Genomic DNA, 13187 nt, shown 5'->3' on the forward strand with positions numbered 1-13187 from the left:
TTTATAATATGCTTTAAAAGAACATACCTTAAGTTAATAACATGCAATAGATACGTCCTTTTCTATATTTAAATGGGGAGAAAAATTTATCTTTAAAAGATATTTTTGACAAGATAAAAAAGCCTGAAACTCATATAAGACTTCAGCAGTCTCAAAACGTTCCAATCCATGCAGCTATAGACATAAATAACAAAATTATATTGAAAAATCTAACTTGCATATGCGTTGCCTCACTAAAGTATTTATCTACTATTCTTAAAATAGTAAAGAGTGGTTTTTTATGTTGTTAATAAGATATAAGTGTACTTTGATTAGAATGAATATAGATAATTAATAACTAACCAATTGGATGAGCACCTAAAAGGGCTCATTTTTTATTTTATCGACCACATTTATGTAATTTTGCATAATATTACATAAATTTTGTATTTTCTCTTTTTTTCGACATAAATAGACAGTATACTTTGTACAAGCTTTCTATTTCAAAAATTATAAGAGGTGAAAAAATGAAAAACACAAAGACATTAACTAAATTAGCATTAACAACAGGATTAGCTTTAACAGCTGTGGCACCATACGGAATAGGCCATGCAGAGGAAACAGATCAACTACAAGTTCAAATTCAAGAGGACTCATTCCGTTCAGGTGAACTTACACAACCGTCACAAAAAACACCAGAGAATGTAGTAAAAGATGCTCTTAAGGAGAAAGCTGAACAAGCTCTTTCTCCAAATCAAGTCAATGGAGAAACAGGAGTAGATTATAAAGTTCTTCAAAAACGTGGTTCGTATGATGGAACAACACTTGTGCGTATGCAGCAAACATACGAAGGAAAAGAAGTATATGGCCATCAATTAACTGCACACGTAGATAATAAGGGTGTTATTAAAAGTGTTTCAGGCGATAGCGCGCAAAATTTAAAACAAGAAGAATTGAAAAAGCCTATTAATCTATCAAAAGATGGAGCGAAACAATATATTTATACGAAGTACGGGAACGATATCAAGTTTATTTCTGAGCCAGAAGTTAAGGAAGTTATTTTTGTTGATGAAAATAATGGACAAGCTAGCAATGCATACCAAGTTACCTTTGAAGCGGCAACACCAAACTATGTTTCCGGAACTTATTTAGTAAATGCACAAAATGGTGATATGTTAAAAAATATGGTACAAGAATCTAACTTAAAAGCAAGTGAAAAACTAGTTGGAGCTTTAAAGGAAAGTAAAAAAAGTAGTCTTACATCATTAACTGGAACAGGAAAAGATGATTTAGGTATATCTCGTTCATTTGGTATTTCTAAACAAAGTAATGGCAAATATGCACTTGCTGATTATACAAGAGGGCAAGGAATTGAAACATATGATGTGAATTACAGAGATATTACTAAAGAAGAAAGCTATTATCCTGGTACACTAGCAACCAGCACTTCAACAACATTTAACGATTCAAAAGCAGTAAGTGCTCATTACTTAGCAACAAAGGTATTTGATTTTTATAAAGATAAATATAAGCGTAATAGTTTTGATAATAAGGGACAAAAGGTAGTTTCAGTTGTACATGCTTGGGATTCTGAAGATACGAACGATCCGAAAAATTGGCAAAATGCATTAAGTGCTAATAATGGAAGTATGCTTGTATATGGCGATCCTATTGTCAAGGCATATGACGTAGCTGGACATGAATTTACACATGCTGTTACTTCTAGCGAATCTAATCTTGAATATTACGGTGAATCTGGTGCGATTAATGAGGCGCTATCTGATATTATGGGAACATCTATTGAGAAATACGTAAATAATGGAAGCTTTAACTGGACAATGGGCGAACAAACTGGATCTGTTTTCCGTGATATGGAAAACCCAGCTTCTGTTCCATCTTCACTTGGAGTACCGTATCCAGATGATTACAGTGAATTTAACGATTTTAATGGATGGGATCAAGGTGGCGTTCATTTTAATTCAAGTATTATTAATAAAGTTGCGTATCTCATTGCAAAAGGCGGAACTCATAACGGAGTAACTGTTAAAGGAATTGGTGAAGATAAAATGTTTGATATTTTCTATTATGCAAATACAGATGAATTAAACATGACATCTAATTTCAAAGAATTGAAATCAGCATGTATTCGAGTGGCAACTAATAAATATGGGGCGAATACAGCTGAAGTTCAAGCAGTGCAAAAAGCATTTGATGCAGCAAAAATTAAGTAAGTTAGAAATAAAGTTTTCATTCATATATTAATACATTATGAAAAAACAGCTAATATCATTTTAAGGGTATTAGCTGTTTTTTTGCAACGTAGCAAGGTATTAGTGAAAATAAAATTACTAAGCAATAATCAGGCATCTATCTTCAATAAGTTACGACAAATATATAAGATTTCAAGGATATAAAAACAGAAAATTAATAATATATTGACCTCTTAATAGTAAGTGCTATAAAATGAAAGCGATAACAAACGATTGCTTTAAAATGATTTCCCTGATCTTTTAGTATTTACAACTATATAAAGGCGAAAAAAATCTATTTTTTTAAGCATTAATGCAAACGTTTTCGTATCAAAAGATCATTGAAATACATACGTGAAAATAGTCAATATGGGGGTGAAGTAAAAGGGATTTCTACATTAATTTAAGCAGTGTAATTTAGTATGAGCATAATAAATAGCTCGTACTATATAAAGAAAGGGTGTATGTGGTGCAAATGACAAAAAGATTAATTAACAAATCATTTTTATTACTTGCCATAATCGTTATGTTATCATCTGTTTTCTCCTTTCAGAGTGTGAAGGCAGTTTCAAATTCGAAAACAACTGAAGTTATCATTCATTACAAAGAGAAATCTGGAAATACAAAAGACTGGAATCTTTGGGTATGGGGAGAAAATGCAAACGGTAAATCTTATGAATTTACTGGTGAAGATGAATTTGGAAAATACGCTAAGATAAAAATAGATGGTGACTATAATCGTGTAGGATTTATAGTTCGTACCAATGAATGGGAAAAAGATGGAGGTGATCACTGGGTTGAAAATATAAGGGATGGTCGTGCTGAAGTATGGATCCTTTCGGGTGATGAAAAAGTATATAACTCTAAGCCTTCTTCGGATCTCTCAATTCAAAAAGCTACTATTGATAGTTTTAATGAAATTACTGTAACGACTAATGTTCCGTTTAATAGTAAGGAACAGAAAATTGAAATTGAAGGCGTTAAAATTAAGGGAATTAGTCCTTATGATAAAAATAGTGGAGATAATACTAATAAGGTTAAAATAATTACGGAACAGAAAATTAATTTAAAACAAACATACAAAGTTAAAATAGCAAACTTAGCTGATGCGAATACTGAAATCGGTAAAGTCATTCGTAGCGAGGAATTTGATAATTTATTTTATTATGGTGGTAATGATTTAGGGAATATATATACTCCGCAACATACAAAGTTCCGTTTATGGGCTCCTACTGCGAGTGAAGCGAAGTTAGTTACATATAAAAAATGGAGCGATAAAATAGGTACTGAAATAAACATGAAACAAGGTGAAAAGGGAACTTGGAAAGCAGAACTTAAAGGGAACCAAAAAGGTCTTTTTTATACGTATAAGGTGAAAATTGGGGATAAGTGGACTGAAGCGGTTGATCCGTATGTGCGTGCTGCTTCTGTAAATGGAGATAAAGGTGCAGTTGTTGATTTAGAAGAAACAAATCCGAAAAAATGGAAAGCAAACAAAAAACCGAAATTTAAAAATCCGGAAGATGCTATTATTTATGAATTGCATGTACGCGATCTTTCCATCCAACCTGAAAGTGGTATTAAGCAAAAAGGAAAATATTTAGGTGTAACAGAAAAAGGAACAAAAGGGCCTGAAGGTGTAAAAACAGGACTTGATCATATGAAAGATCTTGGTGTTACTCACGTTCAGTTTTTACCGATATTTGATTATGCTTCAGTAAATGAAGAGAATTTAAATGAACCACAATATAACTGGGGATATGACCCGAAAAATTTCAACGTCCCAGAGGGCTCCTATTCTACAAATCCTTTTGAGCCAACTGTTCGAATAACTGAATTAAAGCAAATGATTCAAACATTGCATGATAATAATCTTCGTGTAGTGATGGACGTAGTATATAACCATATGTATAATGCCGCTGAATCTAATTTTCATAAGTTAGTTCCTGGTTATTATTATCGTTACAATGAAGATGGAACATTTGCAAATGGAACTGGAGTAGGGAATGATACCGCTTCAGAACGAAAGATGATGAGAAAATTTATGGTAGATTCCGTCACATACTGGGCAAAAGAATACAATTTAGATGGGTTCCGTTTTGATTTAATGGGTATTCATGATTATGAAACGATGAATGAGATACGTAAAGCTGTTAATCAAATTGATCCTTCTATTATTCTGCATGGAGAAGGCTGGGATTTAAATACACCTCTAGCAGCTGAATTAAAAGCAAATCAAAAAAACGCGGAGAAAATGAAAGGGATTGCTCATTTTAACGATAATATACGTGATGGATTGAAAGGGAGTGTATTTGAGGAGAAAGAAAATGGCTTTGTAAATGGAAAGGAAAACATGGAAGACCGTATTAAAAAAGGCGTTACAGCCGGTATTGACTATGATACAAATTCGTCTACTTATCAAGATCCGGAGCAGGTGCTAACTTATGTGGAAGCACATGACAATCATACTTTATGGGATAAACTTGAGTTGACTAATTCAGGTGACAGTGAAGAAATGCGAAAACAAATGCATAAATTATCTTCTTCTATTTTATTAACATCACAAGGTATTCCATTCTTACATGCAGGACAAGAGTTTATGCGCACAAAATATGGTGATCATAATAGTTACAAATCTCCTGATTCTATTAACCAGATGGATTGGTTACGCCGTGCAGCATTTAATAATGAAGTAGAGTATATGAAGGGCTTAATAGATTTACGAAAAAAATACCCAGCTTTTCGTATGACTTCTGCAGAGCAAATTAAAAAGTATGTAGCTTTTATCGATGTTCCCAAAAATGTTGTAGCTTATACAATAGATAGAAAGGGAAGTGGGAATAAAAGCGAATACTTTATGGTGGCTCACAATGCAAATAGGGAAGCCGTTGACATAACACTTCCATCGAAAGGTCCATGGAAAGTGCTAGTAAACGAGAATCAGGCGGGAAGTAAAACACTTTACGTTGTCCATGACAATAAAATTAAAGTTCCTGCATTAAGTTCACTAGTTTTAAAAACAGAGAAACCGATTAAATAAATGCAAAAAGCGGAGTGAAGGTTGCTTTCACTTCGCTTTTAAAGTTAAAGAAATATAATTTCACATACTGTAATTTTATTATAATTTAATAACAACAATAAACAAAAGGAGAAGAACTTATCAAGGTTCTTCTCCTTTTTAATCTGTAATTAAAGTATCCATAGTTGCAGGTATAGGTAGTGTAAATGAACTTTTCTTATTTAATTAACAGAGGATAGGTGTCTGCAAATAAATTATATCAATCAGAAGTTGTTTACAAAGAAATATGCGATTCTAAAATTGTTGCGGAACTAGCCGTTGCATACCGAAAGACCGATATAAACCCAGAGTTACAAGAGTTTTTAAAAATAGCGAAAGGCAAGACGATGAATCCATTTACAAAATGACGAGAAAATGACAAAACTGTAAGAAAGCACGAATGTTTGTAAGAGAGTTCGATGTTTTCCTTTTTCTTTTTTTATTATAGTGAAAAAGAAGAAAGCGATGTCATAAGAGGTTGATATTTTTAGATGAGTACAATAATCAAAACTATTCATGTAATGAAAGTATATGGCAATCAGTTAAACACCTTACTTTAAAGGAGGGATTTGAAAATGTCTTTTTCTCAATTCAATATTGATATTTTTCGAGCAATTAATGATTTAGGTAAACAATATTCATTTCTAAACTCAGCCATGGTATTTTTGGCAGAATATATGGTATATATTTTTGGTTTAATTATTATAGCTTATTGGTTTACCGGGTCCAGAAAAAGTAGGATGATGGTTATTCAAGCGATGGCTGCTTTTATGATTGCAGAGGTGATTGGAAAAATAGCAGGGGAATTTCATTTGAATTATCAACCGTTTGCAGTATTGCCTGATATTAATAAACTTGTTGACCATGCTGTAGATAATTCGTTTCCTAGTGACCATACGATTCTCTTTTTTTCGATTTGTTTTTCATTTTGGCTTGTTCGTAAAAAGACTGGATGGTTATGGCTTATACTTGCATTTTGTGTAGCGATTTCTCGTATTTGGGTAGGGGTTCATTATCCTTTTGATGTTGCAATAGGGGCTTTAATAGGATGTGTTGCAGCGTTATTTTCGTATTGGTTAGTACCGAAATTTTCTTTTATCAAGCAATTGCTTACTCTATATGAAAGAGTAGAGAAACATGTTTTACCATCCAAAAACAAATCAAAGGGATTTTGAGTATAGCCCTTTCTCATCCTCATTATTATTCTACACAAGTTGAATGGATCGATACATTCAATGCACCTATTTACATCCACGAAGGCGAAAAAGAATGGGTAGTACGTCCAAGTAACAAAAAAATTTTTTGGTCTGTCGAGTCTTTTGAATTAACAAATGGCATTGCTTTAAATCGTATTGGAGGTCATTTTAAAGGAGGAACTGTTTTACACTGAAAAGGTGGAAATCATAATAAAGGTATTTTGCTAACAGGTGATATCATTCAAGTGATTGCCGACTGTCAGTGGGTTAGTTTCATGTACAGTTATCCAAATCTGATTCTACTTCCTGCTAGTAAAGTAAGAGAGATGATGGATAAAGTAAAAGGGCTACCATTCAACTGTATTTATAATGCTTTTCATCGAGTCGTGTCAAAGCATGCGGACCTTGCTGTTCAGAAGTCAGCAGATCGATACATAAAAGCACTGCAGGAAACACTTTTTAATACATGAGATGTTTCAATATTATCTGTAGACATCTTTAAGAAATTAAAATAAATAGAGAAGTTTAGAGCATGTTATTATCATTTTTTAAAACATGCTCTTTGTATTTAAAGTAACACCAACATTACTGACACGTACAAGTTATCAACAAACTTTATGTTGAAATAATCTTAGCGTACGAATGTTGGTACTACCCCCTACTTAGTAATCTCACAATTTAAGGCATGTCATTGGGGAAGATTTGGGAGTTCAATCGATTCTGAATAAAATTGATAGTATCAATTGCAATTTTTTTACGTTTAAGGACAATCCCGGCATGCCCACATGTATAAATATATCGCGTAGGTCTTTCCCAGGATTCCCACAAATAGTTCGTATCCTCAGAATGCACATAAAGATCATGCTTGCCTGAAATTAATAAAATATTTTCTTTTTTTACTTTTGGTAATGCTTGACTCGGTTCAGTGATTTTCCAATAAGCTATTAAATCATCATACGTAACACCATGATGTTCCAAGTCTTCTCTAATAAATTTACCTGGATTTGTCTTCCAAATTGAATAAGAGAGTCGATTCGCGTAGAAAATGGATGCTAACACATCAATTTCTGGTTCAACAAGAGATGTTAAGTTAGTAATAACTCCACCTAAACTGATTCCTATTAAAATCAAGGGACCATTTTTATTTGCTTTAATCCATTTGATCAAAGTTCGTAAATCAGCTACCGCTTGTTTAGTTGCTTCTACAGTTCGTTCAACATTGGCACTTACCATGTACTCTCCACTATATAGGGATTGGTTCGGTTTTCTGTCAAAATGATATGGTAAAGTGAAATAATACATATTCCACTTCAAGTTGGTCATATGGTCGTGGAATATTTTTTTTACACGTTCGTTAGAATCCATTCTCCAACCATGAACAAAGATGACATGAGGTGCATCTTCATTTTTATGTAAAAATAATTCCCCAGTGACAGAATCGTTGCGTGAATCACCAGATTGAACCGAGCTTTTATATTTGAATTGTCCAACCATGTATTCCTTTTCTTGTTTTAAATGCTTAATGTTAAAATGAATATGAGATGGTTTTACTTTATAAAAAAATTCTATGTCCTTTATATATAGTGAGGTGTTAGAAAGAGAAGTATACTGAAACTTTACACTTCTTTTTTTGTGCAAATCATACAAGGCGTATCGATCAATGAGTTTTGAAAAAATCAAATTAACCTCCTCCAAAATACATATCGTCTAAAAGATGGACAAAATTTATGCTGTAAATTAATTGTGAAATATTCTCTTTTCCTAATAGTAGATGCTTGAATTATAAAACAGGTGGGGAATTTGTATATTATATTATAAAGCTATCAATAAAATAAAACTATAAATATCTTTTACAAAAACCTAAAAAGCAAGTTAATATTCTCATTCATAAAAGAGAACATTAACTTGCTTATTTTCGTATCAAAAGGTACACCTTTTGAAGTGACGTAATTTATATGAAAGACAATGTGTCAATTTGTATATTTAATACAGTGATAGTTACCATAATTTTCGAAGCCTATAGTTAATTAACCTTACAATATACGTCTTTTTGGTATATGAATAGCTATATTCATTAGAGAAAGAGTTTTAATCCTTCATGAGAATCTTTAAAACCTAATTTCTTATAAAAGTGTAAAGCTTCTTGTCGTTCTTTATCTGTTGTTAACTGTACTAAATGACATCCCCGTAATTTAGCACGTTGAATAGCCCATTTAATAAGTTTACTTCCTATACCTTTACCACGTTTTGATGAGGCTGTCCGTACACCCTCAATTGTAGCTCTCCCCCCCCCTTGACGTACAATGTAAGGCGTAAATGTAATTTGTTGAATACCGACAATCTCCATCCCATCACACGCTACAATCAACTCGTTATTTGGATCACAATCAATAGCATGAAATGCTCTTATATAACTATCAGGGAGTGGTGTTTCATAGCGCTCTCTTTTATTTCCTAAAACATCATCAGCAAGCATTTTTACAATTTCATCTAAATCATCTGCCGTTGCAATCCTAAATGTTATAGTTTCTGTCACTATCAAAAAACCTCCTTAATGTATGCACTTGTTACTTTTATTTTACTTGTTTAAATACAAAAGGTTAAATTATAAAATATTATGAGTCTCTATAACTTTTTCTTATAGATAGCATAAAAGCCTAACTTATAAAATTATAAGTTAGGCTTTTTAACACAATATTATTATTAGAGAATCCGACCAACTTCAATAAACCTCCATATTCTTTAATGAATTTTCATATTTAACAAGCACACATATAACCATCCAAATAGGGTGGTTTTTATTTGTTGTATAGAAATTACGTAATAAGCATGGATTTGTATGCTCTCATTCAATGCTATCTAAAGCCATAACTTCCTTGCCAATATTCAAAAACGATTACGTTTTTGAATATGTGTTCCGGTCTTTCTTGACCAGGTCAATGAATAACTACACATAAACTCCTTATATCTCTAGATAAACTACCGATTAGCTCCATATAGACTCTAGATAACCTATATAAAATACAAGTTATCAAGGAGGTAAGAAAAAATGAACTTTATGAAACGAGCAATTCTCAGTATGAAAAAAAGAGTAGGAACATCATTAATTTTGATGGCAGTTTTCCTAATTGTTACAAATTTAGTGTTGGCAGGATTCACAATCCAAAATGCATCAAAAAAAGCTGCTGATGCAGCAAGAAAAAAACTCGGTGCAGATGTTACTTTAAGTCTTGATTTTGACAAATTAGGTCAACAAGCTAGGGAAACTGGAGAGATGCCTAATCCACCGAAGCTTAATACAAAAGAAGCAGATCAATTAGCGAAGTCAAAGTATGTAAAAGACTATAATTACATAACTAGCACTCTCGGAATTTCTGACGGACTTAAACTAGTAGGGGCTTCAGAAGGAGAAGAAGAAGGAAAAGGTAAGGCGGGAATGGCGGCTGTACGAGGCGGTTCAGGCTCCGGTACAGAAATAGATATGAATTCTTCTTTTATGATTGAGGGAGTTCGCAAAACTGCATTACAAGAAAGCTTTAAGAATGGAAAAAGTAAAATCATTGATGGGAAACCAATTACAGAACAGATGAAAGATCAGAATGTAGCTTTAATGGAAAAACGATTAGCGGAATTAAACAACTTGAAAGTAGGAGACAAAGTTAAAGTGCAATCAGGGGATAAGAAGGAAACCCTGGAGGTTGAAATTATCGGTATTTATGAAACGAATGAGCAAGCAATGGGGCAACAAGCTCCTCCTATAATGGATCCAGCTAATAAACTATATATGCCGCATTCAACTATGAAAAAATTAGAAATAGATCAAGGTATAAGTAGCATTCAAGTCGTGTATTTCTTGAAAGATCCACAAAACATTGAAGCATTTAAAGAAGAAGCAAAAAAATCTGATATTGATTTTAATTATTATAAATTAGATGCACATGATTCGTTGTACAAACAAATGATTGGGCCTATCGAAAATATCTCATCTACTTCTCAAATGATTATTTATATTGTATCAATTGCAGGTGCGATTATTTTAGGGTTAATCATTATGTTATCGATTAAAGCACGTCGTAAGGAAATGGGGATTCTATTGTCCATTGGAGAGAAAAAGTGGAAACTGATGGCGCAGTTCGTAGTAGAAGTAGTATGTATCGCTATTTTAGCATTTGGATTATCCATAACAACAGGAGCGAAAATTTCTCAATTCATAGGGAATAATTTACTTTCGAGTGAAATTGCTACAGCAGGAGAAGAAACAAACACACCACAAAATGGAACTGTAATGGTAGCTGGACCTGGTGGAACTGTACAAAATCAAAAAGAGGATCCAATTGATAAAATTAATGTAAGTGTAACTGGAGAAGATGTAGGGAAAATGGGGGGGATTGGACTAGCTATTGCTATATTAGCAACGCTTCTTCCAGCATTATCTATTCTACGTCTGAATCCAAAACAAATTCTTTTAAAAGATGAATAAGGAGGCTCGATATGGAGACGATTTTACAATTTAAAAACTTAGATTATTATTATGAAAGTAACGGAAAAAAAGTAGCGATACTAGAAAATGTTAACTTTTCTTTTCAAAAAGGACATTTCTACACGATTCTAGGACCATCCGGATCTGGTAAAACCACTACGCTTAGCTTAGGTTGTGGGCTAGATATACCTAAAAATGGTTATGTACTATTTAATGGAAAGGATATTCGGAAAATTGGTTTGGATCGGTACCGTAATCAAAATGTATCGGTAATTTTCCAATCTTATAATTTGATTACCTATATGACTGCTCTTCAAAATGTCTTAACAGCAATGGAAATTACAGGTGTTAAAGTGCAAAATAAAACGGCAAGGGCGTTAGAATTATTAGAGAAAGTAGGACTTACAGAAGTAGAAGCGAAACGAAATGTTCTGCAACTAAGTGGCGGGCAACAGCAGCGTGTAGCAATCGCTCGAGCGTTATCTTGTAATGTTGATTTACTGATTGCGGATGAGCCGACAGGAAACCTCGACGAAGAAACGGCAATGGATATAATAGAACTGTTTCAAGAACTTGCACATAAAGAAAATAAATGTATTATTGTTGTGACGCACTCACAGGAAGTTGCTAAAAAATCAGACCGTGCAGTCTATTTATGTAAGAAGAAGTTGGTAGTAAACGAAATTTAATATCACCCTAGTTTTTTAATTCACATAATTTTCGAAATCAGTTTCTTCAAATATTTATATTTGATATACAATATAACCAAGCCATAATTAAAATGGTCTCCCTGTATTGAATGTTAAGATAGTTTGTTATTCCCTTTTTAACAATTTTTAGAAAAGAACTTGTAGTATATTCTACAGGTTCTTTTTGTTATGATCGGTTTACTATATCATTGAAGAATTGCATATAAAAAACGGGACAGTATTTAGGTGTATGATCTAAATACTGTCCCGTTTAATTATTTATTTGAAAAAATGAACTAGCTTACATCTCATGTGATAGATTTTATAAATAAGAGCGTTTAATTGTCCATGGCTCTAAGCACTAACCATTTGGAATAAAGATGCAATGTATCAGTTATACTATGTAATATTTATTCATTACAAAATATGGTGGTATGTATGACTAAGCAAACAATTACTTTATTTCAAGTTTCTATGATACTCATTGGTAGTATTGGGATAATTAATCATGTCATTATGATTCCTATGTTATTAGATACCTCAGGTAGAGATTCGTGGATCTCTATCATATTAGTAAGCATTATATACTTGATTTGGATTTCATTAATATTCATCATATATAGAAACATAAAAAATGAACACTTGTTTTCGTGGTTAAAAAATAATTTTGGGAAACTCAGTGTATATCCAATCATATTCATAGTTGTGATTTATTTAATAACAATTGGTGTCGTTGCACTAAAAGAAACATTAACCTTTTTCTCCTTTTATTTACCAGAAACACCTCACTTTGTATTAGGAATACTTTTTTCAATGATTTGTCTCTATAATGCTACAAGAGGAATTCAATCTATTGCACTTACAACAGGTGTTTTGTTACCTATTGTATTCCTACTTGGTTTTTTTGTAATGTTTGCAAATGTTCCGCATAAAGATTATTCTTTACTTCAGCCAATGATAGAAAATGGAATGAAGCCAGTATTTAAGGGAATGGTTTATCCTGCAGCAGGATTTTTAGAGTTGATTTTTATTCTTTTCTTACAGCATCACATTTGTTCAAAAGTCAAATTATATCAACTGATCGCTTTGGGAATGGTTATTATCGGTATCACAATAGGCCCAGTTATGGCAGCTATTATAGAATTTGGACCTTTCGTAGCAGCAAACCAACGATATCCAGCATTTGAAGAATGGAGACTTGTGTCAATAGGAAGGTACATTGAAAATTTAGACTTTCTCTCCGTGTATCAGTGGCTTGTAGGGATCTTTATTCGTCTATCACTTGTTGTTTTTCTTATACCAGATTTGTTATCAATTACAAATCGAAAAACGAGAAATGGGATTATGTTTGCAATACTTTCATGTATTTTATTAATAAGTATACTACCCATCAGTGACTCTAGTTTCTATTGGTTTGTATCTCAAATTATTTTACCAGTTTCAGCTTTAGGGCTATTTTTGTTTTCTATCTTACTAATAGTGTTTGTATGGGTTGCTAAATTTAAGAAAAGCTCTTAAAAGAGTATGGGGATGTAT

At 32.6% G+C, this 13187-nt stretch carries 9 protein-coding genes and 1 pseudogene; 8 read left to right on the forward strand and 2 right to left on the reverse strand.

All coding sequences use genetic code 11. The features are described 5' to 3' along the window. Positions 1-506 precede the first annotated feature (506 nt). From ABH957_RS11505 to ABH957_RS11525, 5 genes and pseudogenes are all read left to right on the forward strand, one after another. Positions 507-2210, forward strand: coding sequence for a M4 family metallopeptidase (locus ABH957_RS11505; RefSeq protein ID WP_404490939.1), 1704 nt, complete (start codon positions 507-509; stop codon positions 2208-2210). A 487-nt stretch (positions 2211-2697) separates the two neighbouring features. Then, the gene (gene pulA, locus ABH957_RS11510; protein ID WP_404511246.1) at positions 2698-5268 is read left to right on the forward strand and encodes a type I pullulanase; all 2571 of its coding nucleotides are present in this window, start codon (positions 2698-2700) and stop codon (positions 5266-5268) included. Positions 5269-5486: 218 nt separating this feature from the next. Continuing rightward, the gene (locus ABH957_RS11515; protein ID WP_002013299.1) at positions 5487-5654 is read left to right on the forward strand and encodes a type 2 periplasmic-binding domain-containing protein; all 168 of its coding nucleotides are present in this window, start codon (positions 5487-5489) and stop codon (positions 5652-5654) included. A 207-nt stretch (positions 5655-5861) separates the two neighbouring features. Then, a complete protein-coding gene (locus tag ABH957_RS11520) occupies positions 5862-6461 on the forward strand; it encodes an undecaprenyl-diphosphatase (RefSeq protein ID WP_016104947.1) in 600 nt (199 codons plus the stop codon). Beyond that, positions 6419-6952: pseudogene (locus ABH957_RS11525) on the forward strand (MBL fold metallo-hydrolase); the annotation flags it as partial. The gene ABH957_RS11520 and the pseudogene ABH957_RS11525, both read left to right, overlap by 43 nt. 208 nt (positions 6953-7160) lie before the next feature. On the opposite strand, the gene ABH957_RS11530 reads toward ABH957_RS11525, so the two are convergent. Further along, positions 7161-8162, reverse strand: a complete 1002-nt coding sequence (locus ABH957_RS11530) for an alpha/beta hydrolase (protein WP_404511248.1) — start codon at positions 8160-8162, stop codon at positions 7161-7163. Positions 8163-8556: 394 nt separating this feature from the next. Beyond that, complete coding sequence (locus ABH957_RS11535) at positions 8557-9018, reverse strand: GNAT family N-acetyltransferase (RefSeq protein ID WP_404511250.1); 462 nt, start codon at positions 9016-9018, stop codon at positions 8557-8559. A 513-nt stretch (positions 9019-9531) separates the two neighbouring features. Between ABH957_RS11535 and ABH957_RS11540 the strand changes: the two genes are divergently transcribed. The 3 genes from ABH957_RS11540 (at position 9532) to gerXB (ending at position 13169) form a co-directional block, all read left to right on the forward strand. After that, a complete protein-coding gene (locus ABH957_RS11540) occupies positions 9532-10962 on the forward strand; it encodes an ABC transporter permease (protein ID WP_002085363.1) in 1431 nt (476 codons plus the stop codon). An 11-nt stretch (positions 10963-10973) separates the two neighbouring features. Continuing rightward, positions 10974-11651 carry an ABC transporter ATP-binding protein gene (locus ABH957_RS11545; protein ID WP_404447814.1) on the forward strand — a complete coding sequence of 226 codons (678 nt, stop codon included), beginning with the start codon at positions 10974-10976 and terminating at the stop codon, positions 11649-11651. 438 nt (positions 11652-12089) lie between these two features. After that, a complete protein-coding gene (gerXB, locus tag ABH957_RS11550) occupies positions 12090-13169 on the forward strand; it encodes a spore germination protein GerXB (protein WP_404447811.1) in 1080 nt (359 codons plus the stop codon). Positions 13170-13187 lie beyond the last annotated feature (18 nt).

This window comes from Bacillus sp. RC242 (assembly GCF_044908245.1).
In the GTDB taxonomy this organism is placed as follows: Bacteria; Bacillota; Bacilli; order Bacillales; family Bacillaceae_G; genus Bacillus_A; species Bacillus_A mycoides.